The organism is Bradyrhizobium sp. SZCCHNRI1009, from assembly GCF_032487575.1.
GTDB lineage: Bacteria > Pseudomonadota > Alphaproteobacteria > Rhizobiales > Xanthobacteraceae > Bradyrhizobium.
In genome coordinates this window covers 314,940-334,715 of sequence record NZ_JAUEUL010000006.1, presented here as the reverse complement: position 1 = coordinate 334,715, position 19,776 = coordinate 314,940, and the positions used below count along the sequence as shown (strand labels likewise).

The window sequence follows — 19,776 nt, the reverse complement described above, 5'->3', positions numbered from 1 at the left end:
GGATCACCATCGTTGCATGCATGCTCTACGAATCCGGCCGTACCGAAGACATTCCTGACCGCTGGCGTGAAGCCGCCCAGTCCCTCATTTTCGATCCTGCTGCTGGCCAACGTCACGAGTTGCATGTGCAGCAGCCTGCTGCGGACGCCGCAGACGAAGCCAAGCCGGCCCCCGCCATCGCGCAGGTCCAGCATGGCTCGGCCGAGCTGATCGATCCTGCAGCCCCGGCACCAAGCGCTGATGCTCCGAGCGAGACGCCCGGCCTCCTCGCGCATGGCGACGCCGAGGCAACGGTGGTCACACAACTCTTCGACGTGAGCGCGCAGGCCCAGGGGGCGGCCGAGCCAACGGCTCGGACGGTGGTGGCCGGCTCGACCTGGCAAGTCACCCAGGAGACGTCCCTCCATCCGGCCACACCGATTGCGGACAGCTCCGTCGAACCAGCGCATGCCGGGCAGAGTGCCAGCGCGAGCGGATTCGTCCTCTCGATCAGCGTCGAGATGTGGTCAGGCGCCGGCGCATCGCTGCAGACATGGTCGTTCGGCAGCCTCGGAAAGCCAGCGACGGCGCACGCCGGACCGAGCGGAGAGCCCGCGCCCTCGCTTCAGGACGCGGTGACGGAAGCCATCGCCTCGGCGGTCAGTGCACAAGGCGCGACCAGCGCCCAGGTCGTTCAGGCGCTCGGCGGCAACTCCACGGGCGTGACGGGAGCCGGCATCAAGATCGGCGTCCTCTCCAGCAGCTTCAACAATCTCGGCGGCGCCGCAGCGGACGAAGCCAGCGGAGCCTTGCCCTCGGCCTCCAAGATTCAGATCCTCAAGGACATGCCATCGGGCGGGACGGACGAAGGCCGTGCGATGATGCAGGTCATCCACGATATCGCGCCTGACGCCAGTCTCGCCTTCTACACCGCGTTCCAGAGCGAGCAGGATTTTGCCGACGGCATCATCGCGCTCGCCAATGCCGGCTGCAAGGTCATCGTCGACGATGTGAGCTATTCGGACGAGCCATTCTTCCAGAACGGCATTGTCGCCCAGGCCATTCAGACCGTTCAGGCCATGGGCGTGACCTATGTGACGTCGGCCGGCAACAACGGCAGCTCGGCCTATCAGACGTCCTGGACCTCGACCTCGGGCAGCATCGGCGGAAAGTATTTCGATGGCAATGCACTGAGCTTCGGCGGCAGCATCGCGCAGACGATCACCGTGACCGCGGGCGCGAACCTGCTCGTGCAATGGGACCAGGCTTGGGGTCAAGACACGTCACATCTCGCGGTCGACGTGTTTCAGAATGGACAGTTCCTCGGATACGTTGCGAACAATTCGCTGAATCCGTGGGTTGGTTTGCATTTCTCGGTCTCGGGCACCTACCAGATCGTGATCGCCAACACGGGATTTACTCCTCCTTCCACGATCAAGGAGATTTTGGCAGGCAACGGCCTCCCGGTCTCCATCAGCGGCGCCAATGTCGGGACGGTCTTCGGTCACGCGATGACGCCGGGGGTGATCACCGTCGGAGCCGTCAATGCCGCCAACACGCCGGCCTTTGGCGCAACACCGGTCTCGGAAAGCTTTTCATCGTCCGGCGCCGGGACCGAGATCCTGTTCGCCAACGACGGCACGCGCCTTGCGACGCCGCTCCAGCTCAGCCCGGTCGTGGTCTCCGGCATCGACAACATCTCGACGACCGTCACGGGAATGACCGACTTCTACGGCACCTCCGCAGCCGCCCCCAGCGTTGCCGCGATCGCGGCCTTGATCCTGACGGCCAATTCGACGCTGAGCCACGCCGACGTCTCGGAGATCCTGCAGCAGACCGCGGTGCCGATGGCCAATCCGGCGGTCGCCGGCGCGGGTCTCGCCCAGATCAATCCCGCGGTCGGATCGGCCCCCTATTTCGCCAACACCATCGTCGAGGCGCTCGGATCGATCAGCCTCGCCCAGGTCGGTGTCATCTACGATCTCAACACCATCGGTGCCAGCACATCGGTGGCGCTGCGGTTCAACGGCGCCAACGTCGTCGTTCACCAGCTAAGCAACTGGATGCCGATCGGCGTCGAGGCCAACGGAGGCGGCAGCTACGAAGTCGCCTGGAAGTTTCAGGGGCAGGATCTCTACACCGTCTGGAACGTCGACAGCAGCGGCAACTACATCGGCAACGCGATCGGCGCCGTCTCCGGAAGCTCGTCCGCTTTCGAGACATTTGAGACGTCGTTCCATCAGGACCTGAACGGCGACGGCACGATCGGCGTCGTCAGCACCGTCATCGAGGCCGCGGGAGCCACGAGCCTGGTCCAATCCGGCAACGGCTATTTCCTCAATCCGGTCGCAGGCGGGACGGGCCCGCAGGTCAGCTTCAACGGCAGCACCGTCAGCCCCGGGCAGCTCGGCGGATGGGCACCGATCGCGGCCGAAGCCGTCGGCAGCGGCTATCAGATCGCCTGGAAGATGGCGGGCAGCGATCTCTACACCGTCTGGAACGTCGACAGCAGCGGCAACTACGCGGGCAACGCCATCGGCGCAGTCAATGGGGCCAGCAGCGCGCTCGAGGCGCTGGAGCCGAACTTCCACCAGGACCTGAACGGCGACGGCACGATCGGCATTCCGAGCACGGTCATCGAGGCCGCGGGTTCGACCAGCCTGGTGCTGGCCGGGTCGAGCTATTTCCTCAATCCCGTCGCCGGCGGCACCGGTCCGCAGATCATGTTCGGCGGCAGCATCGTGACCGTCGGTCAGTTCGACGGCTGGGCGCCCATCGCCGCGGAGACGTCCGGCAGCGGCTATGAGATCGCCTGGAAGATGGCCGGCGCCGATCTCTACACCGTCTGGAACGTGGACAGCAGCGGCAACTATACCGGCAACGTGATCGGCGCGGTTGCGGGAAGCTCCGCATCCCTGGAAGCGCTGGAGCCCAGCTTCCACCAGGATCTGAACGGCGACGGCACCATCGGCGCCCCAAGCGTGACACCCAGCGGCAGCGTGATCGAAGCGCTCGGGTCGACCAGCCTGTCGCTGTCGGGCACGACCTATCTGATGGCGCCGGTGTCGGGGGGGACCGCAACGCAGGTGATGTTCGGCGGCAACGTCGTCGTTGCCGGCCAGCTCAGCGGCTGGGCGGCGATCGCTGCGGAGGCCTCTGGCAGCGGCTATCAGGTTGCCTGGAAGATGGCCGGCACCGACCTCTACACGGTCTGGAACACCGATAGCAGCGGCAACTATACCGGCAACGCGATCGGCGCCGTTTCCGGCAGCTCGTCGTCCCTTGAAGCCCTCGAGACCAGCTTCCATCAGGACCTGAATGGCGACGGCACGATCGGGATCCCGACCATCGGCTCGGTGACGGCGAGCGCAGAGGCGGCCACGACGTCGAGCGCGGCCGACCTTGTCCTCGCCGCGCCTTCCTTCACCGGCAATCTCATCGGATTCGGCGGCACGGCCGCTCAGATCGATCTCAAGAGCATCGCCTTCACGTCGCTTCAGATGCATTTCGACGAGACCAGCGGGCTGCTGTCGCTGAGCGACGGGTCCAACAGCGCGTCGCTGCACTTCGTCGGCCCATTGTCGCAGGACAGCTTTCACTTCGCAGCCGACGGCCAGGGCGGCACGCTGATCTCCGGGACCTCGATCTCCGGCGCGGCGTCCTCATCGGTGTCGCTGCAGGGACATGACACCTTCGTGTTCGCCGAGCATTTCGGTCAGGTGACGGTCTCTGACTTCAATCCCGGCACCGACCAGATCGTGTTCAGCCAGAGCATCTTCGCGGAGCAGTCCGCACTGCAGGCCGCCATCCATGACGACGCGGCGGGCAACGCCGTCATCACCGATGCGGCACTCGACACCATCACCATCCAGCACGTTTCGGCGGCCGAGCTGCTGTCCCACCTGTCGAGCTTTCATCTGGTCTGAGACTGGGGCGGCATTCAGAGGGCCGCCCCTCATCGTCGTCAGCACCGACGGGCGGTTTTCCGCCAGTCGCAGGACAGATAACGGCTCGCGCGAGGGCCGCTCTTGGCCTATACGGCGCTTCGACCGCCCAAGACCGTGAGTTCGATGTCCCTGCCCCGCTCCGCTTCGCCGCGCCGCCTGCTGTACGTGGCCAACGAGGACTACGCCTTCCTGATGCATCGCCTGCCGATGGCGCGCGCGGCGCGCGAGGCCGGCTACGAGGTGCATGTCGCGACCAACGTCAACGCCGGCGCCGCCGCGATCGCCGCCGAGCGGTTCGTGCTGCATCCGATCCCGTTCCGGCGCGGCGGGCTGTCGCCGTCATCAGCCCTGCCCACGATCCGCGCGATCCGCGCCGTCGAGGCTGCGATCAGGCCCGACGTGGTGCATCATTCCGGGCTGCAATCGAGCGTGCTCGGCTCGCTCGCCACGCTCGGACGCACCACGCCCGTCGTCAACGCCATGACCGGGCTCGGCTATGTCTTCACCTCGGCGAGCTGGCGCTCGCGCCTGCTCAAGCAGAGCCTGCTGTGGCTGCTGCCGCGGCTCATGAACCGGACACCGAGCTGCGTGCTGGTGCAGAATCCGGACGATCGCCAGGCACTTCAAGCCATGGGCGTCCGCGGCGACAAGATCACGCTGATCCCGGGGTCAGGCGTCGACACCGACCGCTTCCAGCCGCTGCCGGAACCGGACGGGCCGATCACCTTCGGTTTTGCAGGACGGCTGCTCACCGACAAGGGCGTGCGCGCCCTGGTCACTGCCCACCGCATGCTGCGCCAGCAGGGCCGCAGCGACCAGTTGCTGATCGCCGGCTCCCCCGATCCGGCCAATCCCGCCTCAGTCTCGGCCGAGGAGGTCGAGGCCTGGCGGAACGAACCCGGCATCACCCTGCTCGGCCAGATCAAGGACATCACCGAGCTCTGGCGGCGCTGCCACATCGCCGTGCTGCCATCGCATCGCGAAGGTCTTCCGGTGAGCCTGCTGGAGGCTGCCGCCTGTGGCCGGCCGCTGATCTCCACCGATGCGCCGGGCTGCCGCGAGATCGCGATCCATGGCCAGACCGGGCTCTCGGTGCCGGTCGAGGACGCGGCCGCGCTGGCGCAGGCCATGGCGCAACTGGCGACATCGCCGGAGTTGCGCGCGCGCTACGGCACGGCGGCCCGTCAACTGGTCGAGGACAAGCTCTCGGCCAGGATCATCGGCCGCTCGGTGGTGGCGCTCTATGACCGCCTCACCGCGGCGCCGGACGCGCGCGGATGATCGCCCATCCCACCGCAGTCCTCGCCGCCATCGCCGTGCTCGCGGCCGCGATGTGCGGTGTGCTGATCGTGCTGCTGCGCCCGGTGCTGCAGCGCTACGCACTGGCGCGGCCCAACGCGCGCTCGTCGCACAAGATCCCCACGCCGCAGGGCGCCGGCATAGCCGTGGTCGGCGCAACGCTCGTGGTCGGCGGCGCCTTTGCCTCCGCGATGGGCTTTGCACCGCTGCTGATGCTGTTCATCGCGGTGCCGATGCTGGCGCTGGTCGGCCTGGTCGACGACATCAGGCCAATCCCGGTGCTGCCGCGGTTGCTCCTGCAGGGATTGGCCGTTGGCCTCGTCGTATTCACCGCGCCTGACGATCTCAGGCTGTTTCCGATCCCGCTGGCGGTCGAGCGCACGCTGCTGCTGATCGCGGGCCTGTGGTTCGTCAACCTCGTCAACTTCATGGACGGGCTCGATTTGATGACCGTGGCTGAGGCGGTGCCGATCACGGCGACGCTCGTCCTGTTCGGCCTCTCCGGTGAACTGCCCTGGCCGGCGACCGCCATCGCTGCGGCGCTGGGTGGCGCCATGCTCGGCTTTGCGCCCTTCAACCGTCCCGTCGCAAAGGTCTTTCTCGGCGATGTCGGCAGCCTGCCGATCGGGCTGCTGCTCGGCTGGGGCCTGCTCCATCTGGCCTGGCAGGGCTCCATCGCCGCGGCGCTGCTGCTGCCGCTGTATTATCTGATCGACGCCACCTTCACCCTGTTGCGGCGGATGGCGCGGCGCGAGCCGTTCTGGGCGGCGCACCGCACGCATTTCTATCAACAGGCCACCGATAACGGCTTCACCGTCTCGCGCGTCGTCAGCGAGGTGTTCATCCTCAATGTCGTGCTTGCGACCCTCGCAGCCATCTCGGTCGCGCAGCGTTCCATGACGGTCGACGCCATCCTGCTCGTCTTCGGGCTCGGCGCCGTCACCTGGGTGCTGAGCCGCTTCTCGCGGCGGCGCCATTGAAGACTCAGGCCGCGCTCGAGCCGAATTCCGGCACCGCATCCTTCAGCACCGATTTGATCGTCACCGGATCATTGCGCGCGATCGCCTGATCGAGCGCCGCGATCCAGGCCTTCAGCGTCGGCATCGGCGGCTCGTTCGGGTTGGCGGCCATGATGCCGGCGACGCCGATCTCGACCGGCGGCTCCTCGCTCGCAAACAGGATTTCGTTCAGGCGCTCGCCCGGCCGGATGCCCGTGAACACGATCTCGACGTCGTACCCCGGCTGCAGGCCCGACAGGCGGATCATGCGCTCGGCGAGCTCGACGATGCGAACCGGCTGGCCCATGTTGAGCACGTAGACCGAGACATCCGGACGCTGCGGCGCCAGCGCATGCGAGGCTGCCGTGATCACCAGATCGCAGGCCTCGCGAATGGTCATGAAGTAGCGCACCATGTCCGGGTGCGTCACGGTCACCGGGCCGCCCGCCTCGATCTGCGCCTTGAACTTCGGCACCACCGAGCCGTTCGACGCCAGCACGTTGCCGAACCGCACCGAGATCAGCCGCATCGGCGGCCGTCCCGCCGGCCGGTCGGCGAGCTGGCGGTCCAGCGCCTGGCAGTACATTTCGGCGAAACGCTTGGTGAGACCGAGCATCGACACCGGCTCGATCGCCTTGTCGGTCGAGATCATCACCATGGCCTCCGCCCCTGAGGCCACCGCGGCATCGGCCACGTTGATCGAGCCGAAGATGTTGGTCTTGACGCCCTCGCTCCAGTCGCGCTCGAGGATCGGCACATGCTTCAGCGCCGCCGCGTGGAACACCAGATCCGGCTTGAACTCTCCGATCAGCGCGAACACCCGGTCGCGATCGCGGATGTCGGCAATGCGCCCCTCGACCGCGACGTTCGCCTCGGGATCGGCCGCGAGCGCCTCGGTGATCGCATAGAGCGCCGGCTCCGAATTCTCCAGAATGAGCAGCCGTGCCGCGCCGAACGCCACGACGCGGTGGCAGATCTCGGCCCCGATCGAACCGCCGCCGCCGGTCACCACGACGGCTTTGCCGCGCACCAGCGCTTCCAGCCGGCCGTAGTCGATCTTCTCGCTCGGCCGCAGCAGGAGGTCCTCGACCGCGACCGGCGCGAGCCGCGGCGCATCGCCGCTCTCCAGCGACGGCAGGCGGCTCACGATCAGGCGCAACCGGCGCGCCCGCATCAGGAAGGTCTCCGGATGGCAGTCGGGCTCGAACGCCGTCGGCATCATCAGGGCGCGCGCGATCGGCCGGTCCCGCCGGGCAAAGTCGGCCGCGACATCCTCGACGTCGTCGATGCCGCCCAGCACCGGCACGCCGCGGATCAACTGGCCGCGGTCGGCGGCCGACGGCGAGAGAATGCCGATCGGCCAGATCCGCTTGACCGCGCCGCTCTCGATGCCGCGCAGCACGACCTCGGCATCGGCCGCACGGCCGATCAGGAGCGCGGGCGCCGCGTCCTCCGACCGCGCGTGCCGCCGGACCCGCGTGTAGCGGAAGTAGCGATAGGCGAACCGCAGCGCGCTCAGCGCAAAGATCTCAAGGAACCAATAGAGAATGATCGTGAGCTTGCCGAAGAAGAAGGTGCCGCGGACGTTCGGCGCGACGATGATGTAGTCGAGCACCAGCAGCGCCAGCGTCAGCACCGTCGCGACGCGGACGATGTTCAGCGCGTCCGGCAACGAGATGAACCGCCATTTCGTCGTCAGCAGGTTCGAGAAGTAGAAGACGACGAAGCTGAAGGCGATGAAATATGGCAGGATCTGAAAAAGCAGCGGCACCCGCTCCCAGAAGGTGCTGGCGCCTTCGAAGCGGATATAGAACGCCGCGAACAGCGCGACGACGCTGACCAGGAGGTCATGCGCGGCAATCAGCATATTCCGGTAGGTCAGTTGAGACGGACGCGTCATGGTTCCAGCGTCCCTCGCACCGTCTCAGGCTGCGTCCTCGATCGCAGCACCATGCCGCCGGCCACCCCGACGCCGATGACATACATCCACCCCTCGTGAAAATCGAAGATGTGGGAGTTGAACAGCGAGGTGAAGATGTTCTGCACCACCACGAGCAGCCCGATCCAGGGCACCAGCCCGTCGCCCCGGAACAGCAGGAGGTGCACGGCCCACATCGCGTAGAGAGCCACGATCCCGAGTGCCCCCCATTGCACCGCCACGTAGAGCGTCTGATTGTGCGGGTTGCCGACGACCTGGCTCGAGGAGAGGTCGCGCGACCCGCTCGCGGCCAACTCGAACAGATGACGCGTCGAGCCCGAGCCGTGTCCGATCAGCGGCGCGTCGGCCAGGAACCGCAACGACTTGCGCCAGAACTCGAGCCGCTCGCCGATCGACGTCACCGCGCGATCGTTCCTGTAGTCCTGATATTGGCTCGTGAACGTCGCCACCTTGCCCTGCAATTGCGGGGACACGGTCCATGCCGCGAGGCCCAGCGCAAGGGCAACAGCCGCGATCAGCAGGTTCGCGCGCCATTTCAAGTGGATCAGCCCGAACACCGCAAGCAGGATCGGGATCGTCACCAGCGCGGTGCGCGACACCACGATGAAGATCATGTTGGCGAGGAACGCGATCATGATCGCGGTGAGCAGGCCCGCCGGCGCGAAGCGGCGGGCGCGCAGCAATTGGGCGATCGGAAAGGCCAGTGCCACGGCGCAGAGCGAGAACTCCTGGCCCTGGTCGATGTAGTTCTTCACGAAGATGCCGCGATCGGCATTGGCCTTGAGCGCGAGAGCAGGATTGAACGCGACCGCGGTCGACATCGCGACCATCAGCACGCAGGAGGCGAGAAACGCGGTGAAAACCCACAGCCCGCGCTCCGACCGCTGGAAATGATAGAGCAGCGCCGGCAGCACCAGGAGCTTCGCCGCCGGTCCCACCGCGTAGAACCGCGCGCCCCACGCCACGTCCGACCACAGCGTTCCGACCAGCGCCAGCAGGAACAGCGCGATCGGCGCCAGCGAGATCGGCCGCTTCAGGACCTGCAGCAGACGTTCGACGTCGAGAAACGGCACCATCGTGATCAGCATGACCACGCCTAGGATCGATACCAGCGAGGTCGACCACGGCAGCGAGGCCGCCAGCAGAATGGCCACGACATCGACGGTCGTCCGCCACGCCGCCGGATCGCGCCAGCGGCGCGCCAGCAGCGCCGGGCCGGGATGACCTGCCAGCGTGCTCATCGCGCCTCGCTCCGGGCGCGATCGACCAGCGCCGTCGTGCTGTGCCCTTTCAGGATGTCGATCAGGATCACCTCACCGCCGCCGGCCTCGACGACCTCGTGCCCCACCACCTGCTCGCGCGTGTAGTCGCCGCCCTTGACCAGGACGCTCGGCCGGACCAGCTCGATCAGGCGGAGCGGCGTGTCCTCCGCGAAGATGGCGACGAGATCCACCGCCTCGAGCGCGGCCAGCACCTCGGCGCGCGCGCGCTCGTCCTGCACGGGACGGCTCTCGCCCTTCAGCCGCTTGACGGAAGCATCGCTGTTCAGACCGACCACGAGACGGTCGCAGGCGGCGCGCGCCGCGGTCAGCACCTTGACGTGGCCGGGATGCAGAATGTCGAAGCAGCCGTTGGTGAAGCCGACGCGCAGGCCCTCTCCCCGCCATCCCTCGACACGGGCGGCGAGTTCGTCGTCGCTCTCGATGATCTTCTCCTCGGCCGCGCGATAGGCATGCGGCAGGATCTTTCGGCGCAGTTCGGCCGACGTCACGCTGGCGGTGCCCTGCTTGCTGACGGCCACAGCCGCCGCGGCGCTCGCCATCCGCAACGAATCCTCCCAGGCGGCGCCCGCCGCGAGCGTCGCGGCAAGCACGGCGACGACCGTGTCGCCGGCGCCGGAGACGTCGCGCACCTTCACGGGATAGGCCGGCACGTGAATCGGATCGCCCTCGCGCGGGACCAGCGTCATGCCGCGCTCGCTCTGCGTCACCAGGATCGCCTCGCAGTCGGCGAGATAGATCGCATCCTGCGCGGCCGCGGCGATCTCGTGATCGGTCTCGGCCCGGCTGCGGGTCGCTTCCGAAAACTCCTTGCGGTTCGGCGTCAGCACGCTCGCGCCGCGATAGATCGCGAGATTGGCGCTCTTGGGATCGACGATGACGCGCTTGCCGGCCCTGCGCGTCGCGTCGATGACGTTGCGCAGCACGCGCGCCGTCAGCACGCCCTTGGCGTAGTCCGACAGCAGCACGATGTCGGCCCGCGCGATCAGCGGCAGGATGGCCTCGATCAGCTTCTGCTCGATCTCGCCGGACGCCGGTGCGGCGCGCTCCCAGTCGGCGCGCAGCATGTGGGTGGAGAAATGTTCGGAGACGAAGCGCACCTTGCGCGTCGTCGGGCGCGAAGGATCGCGCACCAGCACGCTCTCGATGCCAGCTTCCCTGGCGAGCTCGGCCTCGATCTGGTCGCCAGCCGCATCCTGCCCGACAAGGCCGACAAAGATGCAGCGGGCACCGAGCGCGGCGATGTTGCGCGCGACGTTGCCGGCGCCGCCGATATTGATCTCGCTGCGCTGGACCGCGATCACCGGCGCAGGCGCCTCGGGGGATATGCGCGACACCTCGCCATAGACGAACTCGTCCAGCATGAGGTCGCCGATGCACAGCACCGTCTGGCGGGCGATCGCTTGCGAGAGATCGTCAAAGTCGAACATCAGCGGCAGTCTCGGTGCAATGGTCGGAACCAGATCGTCTAGCGGAAGCGGTCGGAGGAATCGAGATAATCTCGGACATAACCGGCGACCGCATCCTCGAGCGACGTGAAGCCGCCGTTGTAGCCGGCGGCCACCAGCCGGTCGACGTTGCTCTGGGTGAAGTACTGGTAGCTGCCGCGAATCGCTTCGGGCATGTCGATGTACTCGATCCGCGGCGTCGCACCGAGCGTGGCATAGGCCGCGAGCATCATGTCCTTGAAGCTGCGCGCCCGGCCCGTGCCGACGTTGAACAGGCCCGACACGGAGGGAGAAGCCAACAGCCACAGCATCACGCGAACGACGTCGTCGACATGGATGAAGTCGCGGCGCTGGTCGCCATCGGCGATGCCTTCGCGGTGCGACTTGAACAGCTGCAAGGTGTGCCCGGCCTTGATGTCGTCGAAGCGGCGGGTCAGCACGCTCATCATCGATCCCTTGTGGTACTCGTTGGGACCGAACACGTTGAAGAACTTCAACCCAACATATTGCGGCGGCAGCCGCTCGCCGCGCTCGGCGCGCGCTGCGACCGCCATGTCGAACAGATGCTTGCTCCAGCCGTAGAGATTCATCGGCCGCAGCGTCTTCAGCGCGGTGAGCGACGGATCATCGACGAAGCCCTGCGCGCCGTCGCCATAGGTCGCCGCCGACGAGGCGTAGATGAACGGCGTGGTGTTCGCCGTACACCAATCGAGCAGCCGCAGCGAACTGCGGAAGTTGCGCTCCATCACCAGGTCGCCGTCGACCACCGTGGTCGCGGAGATCGCGCCCATGTGCAGGACGGCCTCGAGCCTGCGACCCTTCAGCCAGGCGTCCAGATCGGATGGCGGCACGACGTCCGCCAGTTGCCGCTTGGCGAGGTTGCGCCACTTGCCCTCGCTGCCGAGCGTGTCGCAGACGACGACATCGGTGCGGCCCGCATCGTTCAGCGCCGCAACCAGATTCGATCCGATAAACCCGGCGCCGCCGGTCACCAGCAACATTCAGCAACCCGTCCTGATCCCGAAAACCCCGGCCCTCGCGTAGCGCATGCGACGGCAAAGTGTAAGCGCTTTGGTGACGGCCCGCTCGGCCCACTTTACGTGCGGTGGCCGAGCGGCTACCAGCGCGCCTGAGCCAGGCAGACAAAGAATGAATTCGAATTCGACCAAGGTGGAGGTGGACACCGCGGACACCAGCCCGATCCTGATCATTCCCTATATGTGGATCGGCGATTTCGTGCGCGGCCATACCGTGGTGCGGGTGCTCAAGGAGCGCTGGCCGAACCGGCCGGTCGACCTGCTGGTGACCTCGCTCTGCGCCCCGCTGGTGGATTACATGCCCGGCGTCCGCTCCGGCATCGTCTGGGACCTGCCGCGCAGCCGGCTGGCGCTCGGCCGGCAATGGCAGCTCGCTGCGATGTTGCGCGAACGCCACTATCGGACCGCCCTGGTGATGCCGCGGACCTGGAAATCGGCGCTGGCGCCCGCGCTCGCCGGCATCCCCGAGCGCGTGGGCTTCGTCGGCGAGGTCCGCTTCGGCCTTCTCAACCGCTGGCGCTGGGGCGAGAAAGCGCTCCCCCGCTTCATCGACAAGAATGCCGCGCTGGCGCTGCCCGACCGGGCGCCGCTGCCGCCGGAATGGCCCGTACCGCAGCTGCGGGTGCCTCAGGACGACGTCGCACGCTGGCGCGAGGCCCATGGCCTGGGGAACCGCCCGGCCGTAGCACTGGCCCCGGGGTCGGTGGGTGCCGCCAAGCGCTGGCCTTTTTACGGCGAGGCGGCCCGGCTGCTGCGCGAGGCCGGCCTCGACGTCTGGGTGGTCGGCGGCCCAGGCGAGAAGGCGCTGGCCGCCGAGATCGTCGCCACCGGCGGCCCTGCCGTCCGGGACCTGACCGGAACCGACCTACGCAACGGCATCCTGGCCATGGCCGCGGCCGGCGTCGCCATCTCCAATGATTCGGGGCTCATGCACATCGCCGCGGCGCTGGGGACGCCGACGATGGGCATCTTCGGCCCGACCAGCCCGTACCATTGGGCGCCGCTGAACGGCCTCGCGGCGACGGTCCAGACCAGGACCCAGCTCCCATGCCAGCCCTGCCACCGGCCAGTCTGCAGGATGAACGACCACCGCTGCATGCGCGACATTCCGGCGACCGAGGTCGCCGCCACCGCCCAGCGGGTCCTTGCCGACGCGGCGATCCCGGTCGCGCCCTAGCTTGCGAAGCGGCACCGCGCCCCATACACCGGCGCTGACGTAACCCGAGCCGCCACCGTGACCCGCGCCCCCGACCCGATCGCCAGCCATCTCGCCCGCTCCCGCGCCGCCATGGAGCGCGCGGCCGACGATGCCGCGATGCTCGCCTGCGCCGGGCGGATCGCCGCGACGATCATCGCGGCGCTGCGCGGCGGCCACAAGCTGCTGATCGTCGGCAACGGCGGCAGCGCGGCGGATGCCCAGCACATCGCGGCCGAGATCGTCGGCCGCTACAAACAGGAACGGCGGGCCTACGCGGCGATCGCACTGACCACCGACACCTCGGCGCTGACCGCGATCGGCAATGACTACGGCTTCGATCACGTCTTCGCCCGCCAGGTCGAAGGGCTCGGCGCGCCCGGCGACGTGCTGCTGGCGATCTCGACCTCCGGCCGGTCGCCGAGCATCCTCAACGCGCTGCGAAAGGCGCGCGAGCGCGGACTGAGCACCGTCGGCTTCACCGGTGCCAAGGGCCTCGCGATGGGCGAATTGTGCGACGAGCTGCTGGTCGCGCCGAGCGACGACACACCGCTGATCCAGCAGATCCACCTCGCCACCGCGCATGGCATCTGCGAGGTGATCGAGGCGACGCTGATGCAGGACGAGGGCTAGATGACGACCGATCAGCTCAAGCCGGCGGCGTTTCTCGACCGCGACGGCGTGATCAATCACGACGACAACTACATCGGCTCGCCCGAGCGCATCCGCTGGATGCCGAATGTGGCGCAGGCGATCCGGCGACTCAACGACTCCGGCTATCACGTCTTCCTGTTCACCAACCAGTCGGGCGTTGCGCGCGGGCTGTTCTCGGAGGACGACGTGCTTAGCCTGCACGATTGGATGCGGGCCGAGCTCGCGGCGCAGGGGGCCGTCATCGACGACATCCGCTACTGCCCCTACCATACCGAAGGCTCCGTCGAGCAATATCTGCGCGAGCATCCCTGGCGCAAGCCGGCGCCGGGCATGATCCTCGACCTGATGCAGCACTGGCCGATCCGGCGCGAGGGCAGCTTCGTGATCGGCGACCGTGCCTCCGACATTGCGGCAGCGGAAGCCGCGGGCCTGCCCGGCTTCCTGTTCGCCGGCGGCGACCTCGATGCGTTCGTCGCCGACATCATCGCTCAGACCAGTCCGCGATAGACTGCGGCGATCTTCTCGGCCTCGGCCTCGAGGCTGAATTTCTCCACCACGCGCGTCCGCGCCTTCTCGCCCATCACACGTGCCGCCGCCGGATCCTGCATCAACGGCTCGAGCGCAGCGACCAGCGCATCGACTTCCCCCGGCGGCACCAGCTTCCCGGTGACGCCCTCCTCCACCACGATCTCCGCAGCACCCGCGCGCGCCGCCACCAGCGCGGCGCCTGCTGCCATCGCCTCGATCAAAGTGAGACCGAAGCCCTCGTTGCGCGAAGTGAAAGCGTAGATCGTCAGGCGCTGGTACCAGCGCTGGACGTCGGCGATGTCGAGCTCGCCGGTGATGACGATGCGCTGCTCCAGGCCGGCGGCGGCGATCTGTTTCTTCAGCTCGCTCGCGAACGGCATCTGCTCGGGCGTCACGGCGCCGACCAGCACCGCGGAAAAATCCGGAAAACGCGGCAGCAGCCGACACATCGCGGCGACGAACACGTCGCTGCCCTTCTGTGCGCGGACGCGGCCGAAGCAGCCGATGGCGTATCTGCCCGGCAAGCCGCTCTCGGCGAAGGCCGCCGCGCGATCCGCCGGCGGCGCGTAGATCTCCGTGTCGACGCCATGCGTCACCACCGTCGCCTCGCGCTTCAGATAGGACGCCGAGATGTCGCTGGTGGCGATGATCGCGTCCATGCGGCGGATCAGCCAGCGCGTGATCCAGCTGTGATGGCGCTGCGCGGCCGAGGTGAACACCAGCTTCAACGGCCAGCCCAGCGCCCGCAACAACGCGCCGACGATCATCTCGTCGTTGCGGCGCGCGTGCCAGATCAGCGGCCGCCGCCGGCCCCACAGCTTGAACAGATCGGCCGCTCCGATCCGCGCAATCCCCTCCGGCGCGTAGGAGCCGAGCCATGCCGCGCGCACGCGCTGCGCCAGCTTCGGCGCCACCATCCGGTTGGTCGCGGTCACGCCGGAATAGCGCCGGTGCAGGTTGGGCACGATGACGTCGAGATCGGCGGCAGAAACAGGCTCGGCTTGCACTACTCACTCCAATTGCAGCGGTTCCCTATACGCAACATTAAGCATCGCCGCCAGTTCGCTATGCACGCAACAGGTCCTTCATTTCGCGGGCGTTAGTCTGCGGCAAAACAAACAGGGATCGCGTCAAACAATGACCGTGCTCGTGACCGGCGGCGCCGGCTATATCGGCAGCCACATGGTGCTCGCGCTGGCGGAAGCCGGCGAAAGCGTCGTGGTGATCGACAACCTCTCGACCGGCTTCTCCGCCTTCGTGCCCGACGGCGTGCCGCTGTTCATCGGCGATGCCGGCGACGAAAATCTCGTGGACGGCGTCATCAGCCAGCACGGCGTCGATAGCATCATCCATCTGGCGGGCTCGGTCGTGGTGCCGGAATCGGTGCGCGATCCGCTGCTCTACTACCGCAACAACACCATGACCACGCGCAGCCTGTTGAATGCGGCAGTCGCGCGCGGCGTCAGCCGCTTCGTGTTCTCCTCGACCGCCGCGGTCTACGGCAATCCGGACGAGGTGCCGGTGCCCGAGAGCGCGCCGACCCGTCCGACCTCGCCGTACGGCACCTCGAAGCTGATGGCCGAGATCATGCTGCACGACGTGGCCTCGGCGCATGACCTCAACTACGTGGTGCTGCGCTACTTCAACGTCGCCGGCGCCGATCCGTTCGGACGCGCCGGGCTTGCCACCGTCGGCGCGACGCATCTGATGAAGATCGCGATGGAGGTCGCCACCGGACAGCGCGCCAAGATCGACGTCTTCGGCACCGACTATCCGACCCCCGACGGCACCTGCATCCGCGATTTCATCCATGTCTGCGATCTCGCCCAGGTGCACCGCTCCGCGCTGGCTTATCTGCGCACCGGCGGCGGCTCGGTCACGCTGAATTGTGGGTACGGCCGCGGCTATTCCGTGCTCGAGACCATCGAGGCCGTCCGGCGCGTTTCCGGCCGCGCCATTCCCGTCCAATACGCGCCGCGCCGCCCCGGCGACATCATGAGCATGGTGGCCGACACCAGCCGTTTGAAGGCGCTGCTCGACTGGACCCCGGTCTATGACGATCTGGAAACGATCGCCGCCCATGCGCTGGCCTGGGAGGAGAAACTGTTCCTGGAACGCCACAGCGGCGCGCTGCAGCGGGCCTCGGCCTAGAATCAAGCACTTAGCCGGAGGCCGGGGGGCTTGAAAAAGCCGCCCCGAGCGGGCAAGCACACTTGGCCGCCCGGCGATTTGCCCCGGCGGCCAGGGACCAGAATGGCCGACTTTCCGAAGAAGATCACCGACGATCCCTATGGCGCCGCGATCCTGATCCGCCGCCTGGTGATGGAACAGGGCCTCGTCTACTGGCGGCGCTATCTCACCGCCTTCGCGCTGATGGCGGTGGCGGCCGGAGCGAGCGCCGCGGCGACCTACGTTCTCGGCCAGGTCATCAACAAGGCCTATGTCGAGAAGAGCATTCCGGGCATCGTCGTGCTCTCCGGCGTCACCGTGCTGTTGCTGTTCGTCAAGGGCGTGACCACCTACGGCTACGCCGTCATCCTGTCCAAGATCTCCAACGCCATCCTCGCCAACAATCAGCGGCAGCTGTTCGCCAAGCTGATGAACGAGAGCGTCGGCTTCTTCTCCGAGCGCCATTCGTCGGAGTTCCTGGCGCGGCTCACGTCCGGCGCCAAGTCGATCACCGACATCCTCAACATGCTGATCAACGCCATCGGGCGCGATCTCGTGACCCTGATCGCCATGATCGGCGTGATGGTCATGCAGGATCCCTGGATGTCGCTGCTCGGCCTGCTCGTGGTGCCGCCGGCGATGCTGGTGCTGCGCAAGCTGGTCAAGCGCATCAAGGGCCTTGCCTACAACCAGTTCACCGGCACCGCCGACATCCTCGAGACGATGCAGGAATCGCTGCAGGGCATCCGCACCGTCAAGGCGTTCACGCTCGAGGACACGATGCGCGCGCGCATCGACGAGAACATTGCCGTCGTCGAGCGCAACGCCAACAAGATGGCGCGGGTGTCGAACCGCTCCAATCCGCTGATGGAGATGCTCGGCGGCTTCGCCGTCGCCGGCTGCCTGATGTATGCCGGCTACTCGGTGGTCGCGCTCGACGCCACGCCGGGCCAGTTCTTCTCGTTCATGATCGCCTTCCTGATGGCGACCGAGCCGGCGAAGCGGCTGGCGCGGCTCAACATCGACCTCAACAGCCAGCTCGTCGGCGCCCGCATGCTGCTCGAAGTGGTCGACAGCCCCGCCAGCGAGCGGCCCGACGACGACAAGCCGGCGCTGAAGCTCAGCGACGCCAAGATCGAGCTGCGCGACGTCTCCTTCGCCTATCGCGGCAACGAGACGGTGCTCAACCGCATGAGTTTTGTCGCCGAGCCCGGCAAGGTCACCGCGCTGGTCGGCCCGTCCGGCGGCGGCAAGTCGACGGTGCTGGCGCTGCTGCTGCGGTTCTACGAGGCGACCGCGGGCGACATCCTGATCGACGGCCAGTCGATCGCGCAGGTGTCGCGCCGCTCCTTGCGCGCGCAGGCCGCCTATGTCGGCCAGGACGTCTATCTGTTTCGCGATAGCATCCGCGCCAACATCGCCTTCGGCAAGCCGGGCGCGACCGAGGCCGAGATCATCGAGGCGGCGAAGGCGGCCTGCGCGCACGATTTCATCATGGGCTTCCCGCTCGGCTACGACACGCCGGTCGGCGAGCACGGCACCCAGCTCTCCGGCGGCCAGCGCCAGCGCATCGCGGTTGCCCGCGCGCTGATCCGCAATGCCCCGATCATCCTGCTCGACGAGGCCACCGCGGCGCTGGACTCCGAGTCCGAGCGCCAGGTGCAGGAGGCGATCGAGCATCTCTGCCAGAACCGCACCACCATCGTCATCGCGCATCGCCTGCACACCATCATGAACGCCGACGCCATCCTGGTGGTCGAGGCCGGCGAAATCGTCGAGCGGGGCCGGCACGACGATCTGTTGCGCCGTGGCGGCCGCTATGCTTCGTTCTTCCGCCTGCAACAGCGCGACATGGGGCCGAACGTCATCCCCATGACCGCGACTTCGTGACCGCGACATCCTGAAAAGCCCATTTCACCGCATCGAGACCTTTCATGAGCTCCACCGTCATCCCGGCCTTCCCGCAGCCCTCTCTTCCCGTCGTCGGCGAAGCCGGTGTCTTCCCGGTCCGCCGCATCTGGTGCGTCGGCCGCAACTATCTCGAGCACATCCGCGAGATGGGCAATGACGAGCGCGACCCGCCGTTCTTCTTTGCGAAGCACGCCGACATGCTGGCGCCCGAGGGCGCGGTCATCCCCTACCCGCCGCTGACGCAGGACATGCATCACGAGGTCGAGCTGGTGGTCGCGCTGAAGAGCGGCGGCCTGAACATCCCGACCGACAAGGCGCTCGACCACGTCTACGGCTACGCCGTCGGCATCGACCTCACCCGCCGCGACCTGCAGCTCGCCTCGCGCAAGATGCAGCGCCCCTGGGAGGTCGGCAAATCCTTCGACCACTCCGCGCCCTGCTCGGCTGTGGTGCCCGCGTCCAAGATCGGCCACCCGTCGAAGGGCAAGATCTGGCTCTCGGTCAACGGCACCGAGCGCCAGACCGGCGACCTCTCCGAGCTGATCTGGAACGTGCCGGAGATCATCTGGAAGCTGTCCCAGCAGGTCGAGCTCGCCGCCGGCGACATCATCATGACCGGCACCCCCGCCGGCGTCGCGGCCGTGGTGGCCGGCGACAAGATCGAATGCGGCGTCGACGGCGTCGGCACGCTGAAGGTGTCGATCGGGCCGGCGGCGAAGTAAGGCCGTCCTGCTAGTCGGGCGGCATCACCGCCGCAGATCTCAATTTCGAAAGGCCGCGCCCAGCGCGGCCTTTTTTATTCGCCTGACATCCGTAGCGAAGCACACCACCCGCAGCACCGGCGGTGCGCTCCCCTCCCCCTTGCGGGGAGGGGTCGGGGGTGGGGGTTCCGCGAGTCCCGTTCTCTCAGGAGCGAAGAAAAAAACGCGTGCAACGACAACACTCCCACGTCGATGCTCCGACACACTTTCCTCGCGCCTCGAAACCATCGCCAGTGGGAGCCATCACACGTGCTCCCAACTCAGCTCAGCGCCCGGAGACCCCCACCCCCGACCCCTCCCCGCAAGGGGGAGGGGAGCTCACCGCCTCCGTGCCGATGACCTTGCTCCTCATGGTGAGGAGCGCCGCATGCGGCGCGTCTCGAACCATGAGGCCCGTTACGCGCGGCAATCTCGCGGCACGACGGCACATGCCATCAGCCGGCGCGTGACAGCGCATGCGCAGCATCATCATCTCCACAATCTCAAACAGCATCGCGTCGATCCGGGAACGAGCACCCACCTTCTCGCGACGCAGTCCGCGCCCGAGTGATGCTCCAACTCCCGCCCTCTCCAGATGGAGGGCGCAGGGAAGGCCGGGCGCTGGCCGCGCCCGTGGCCCGCCTGCGAAAAA

15 protein-coding genes are annotated in these 19,776 nt (G+C 67.3%); 10 read left to right on the top strand and 5 right to left on the bottom strand.

Annotation, left to right across the window (positions count from 1 at the left end; translation table 11 throughout):
* Positions 1 to 125 precede the first annotated feature (125 nt).
* From QX010_RS14510 to QX010_RS14500, 3 genes are all read left to right on the top strand, one after another.
* Positions 126 to 3,905: a S8 family serine peptidase gene (locus QX010_RS14510; RefSeq protein WP_316180155.1), complete on the top strand. Its 3,780-nt coding sequence runs from the start codon at positions 126 to 128 to the stop codon at positions 3,903 to 3,905.
* 144 nt (positions 3,906 to 4,049) lie between these two features.
* Positions 4,050 to 5,207: a glycosyltransferase family 4 protein gene (locus tag QX010_RS14505; RefSeq protein WP_316180153.1), complete on the top strand. Its 1,158-nt coding sequence runs from the start codon at positions 4,050 to 4,052 to the stop codon at positions 5,205 to 5,207.
* Positions 5,204 to 6,205 carry a glycosyl transferase gene (locus QX010_RS14500; RefSeq protein ID WP_316180151.1) on the top strand — a complete coding sequence of 334 codons (1,002 nt, stop codon included), beginning with the start codon at positions 5,204 to 5,206 and terminating at the stop codon, positions 6,203 to 6,205. The genes QX010_RS14505 and QX010_RS14500 overlap by 4 nt, the downstream gene beginning before the upstream one ends.
* Positions 6,206 to 6,209: 4 nt before the next feature.
* On the opposite strand, the gene QX010_RS14495 is transcribed toward QX010_RS14500, so the two are convergent.
* Genes QX010_RS14495 through rfaD form a run of 4 tightly spaced genes read right to left on the bottom strand, consistent with a single transcriptional unit; the run spans position 6,210 to position 11,891 of the window.
* Positions 6,210 to 8,123, bottom strand: coding sequence for a nucleoside-diphosphate sugar epimerase/dehydratase (locus QX010_RS14495; protein ID WP_316180149.1), 1,914 nt, complete (start codon positions 8,121 to 8,123; stop codon positions 6,210 to 6,212).
* Positions 8,120 to 9,403 (bottom strand): O-antigen ligase family protein, encoded by a 1,284-nt coding sequence (locus QX010_RS14490; protein ID WP_316180147.1) that lies wholly within the window; start codon positions 9,401 to 9,403, stop codon positions 8,120 to 8,122. The genes QX010_RS14495 and QX010_RS14490 overlap by 4 nt, the downstream gene beginning before the upstream one ends.
* A complete protein-coding gene (gene rfaE1, locus QX010_RS14485; protein WP_316180145.1) occupies positions 9,400 to 10,872 on the bottom strand; it encodes a D-glycero-beta-D-manno-heptose-7-phosphate kinase in 1,473 nt (490 codons plus the stop codon). The genes QX010_RS14490 and rfaE1 overlap by 4 nt, the downstream gene beginning before the upstream one ends.
* Positions 10,873 to 10,910: 38 nt before the next feature.
* Entirely contained in the window at positions 10,911 to 11,891 is a 981-nt protein-coding gene (gene rfaD, locus QX010_RS14480) for an ADP-glyceromanno-heptose 6-epimerase (RefSeq protein WP_316180144.1), read from the bottom strand.
* A 148-nt stretch (positions 11,892 to 12,039) separates the two neighbouring features.
* On the opposite strand from rfaD, the gene waaF reads away from it, so the two are divergent.
* The 3 genes from waaF to QX010_RS14465 are packed head-to-tail and all read left to right on the top strand — an operon-like array spanning position 12,040 to position 14,283.
* Positions 12,040 to 13,104 (top strand): lipopolysaccharide heptosyltransferase II, encoded by a 1,065-nt coding sequence (gene waaF, locus QX010_RS14475; protein ID WP_315803511.1) that lies wholly within the window; start codon positions 12,040 to 12,042, stop codon positions 13,102 to 13,104.
* Positions 13,105 to 13,161: 57 nt separating this feature from the next.
* Positions 13,162 to 13,755 (top strand): D-sedoheptulose 7-phosphate isomerase, encoded by a 594-nt coding sequence (locus QX010_RS14470; RefSeq protein WP_315803512.1) that lies wholly within the window; start codon positions 13,162 to 13,164, stop codon positions 13,753 to 13,755.
* Positions 13,756 to 14,283 (top strand): HAD family hydrolase, encoded by a 528-nt coding sequence (locus tag QX010_RS14465; RefSeq protein ID WP_316180143.1) that lies wholly within the window; start codon positions 13,756 to 13,758, stop codon positions 14,281 to 14,283.
* On the opposite strand, the gene QX010_RS14460 is transcribed toward QX010_RS14465, so the two are convergent.
* The gene (locus QX010_RS14460) at positions 14,265 to 15,311 is read right to left on the bottom strand and encodes a glycosyltransferase family 4 protein (protein WP_316180141.1); all 1,047 of its coding nucleotides are present in this window, start codon (positions 15,309 to 15,311) and stop codon (positions 14,265 to 14,267) included. The two genes, QX010_RS14465 and QX010_RS14460, sit on opposite strands and share 19 nt — an antisense overlap.
* A gap of 130 nt (positions 15,312 to 15,441) precedes the next feature.
* Between QX010_RS14460 and galE the strand changes: the two genes are divergently transcribed.
* From galE to QX010_RS14440, 4 genes are all read left to right on the top strand, one after another.
* Positions 15,442 to 16,455, top strand: a complete 1,014-nt coding sequence (gene galE / locus QX010_RS14455) for a UDP-glucose 4-epimerase GalE (protein WP_316180139.1) — start codon at positions 15,442 to 15,444, stop codon at positions 16,453 to 16,455.
* Positions 16,456 to 16,557: 102 nt separating this feature from the next.
* Positions 16,558 to 18,363 (top strand): ABC transporter ATP-binding protein, encoded by a 1,806-nt coding sequence (locus QX010_RS14450; protein WP_316180137.1) that lies wholly within the window; start codon positions 16,558 to 16,560, stop codon positions 18,361 to 18,363.
* A gap of 44 nt (positions 18,364 to 18,407) precedes the next feature.
* Entirely contained in the window at positions 18,408 to 19,106 is a 699-nt protein-coding gene (locus QX010_RS14445) for a fumarylacetoacetate hydrolase family protein (protein WP_316180136.1), read from the top strand.
* 406 nt (positions 19,107 to 19,512) lie between these two features.
* On the top strand, positions 19,513 to 19,695 hold the full coding sequence (locus QX010_RS14440; protein ID WP_316180134.1) for a hypothetical protein: 183 nt from the start codon (positions 19,513 to 19,515) through the stop codon (positions 19,693 to 19,695).
* Positions 19,696 to 19,776: the final 81 nt, after the last annotated feature.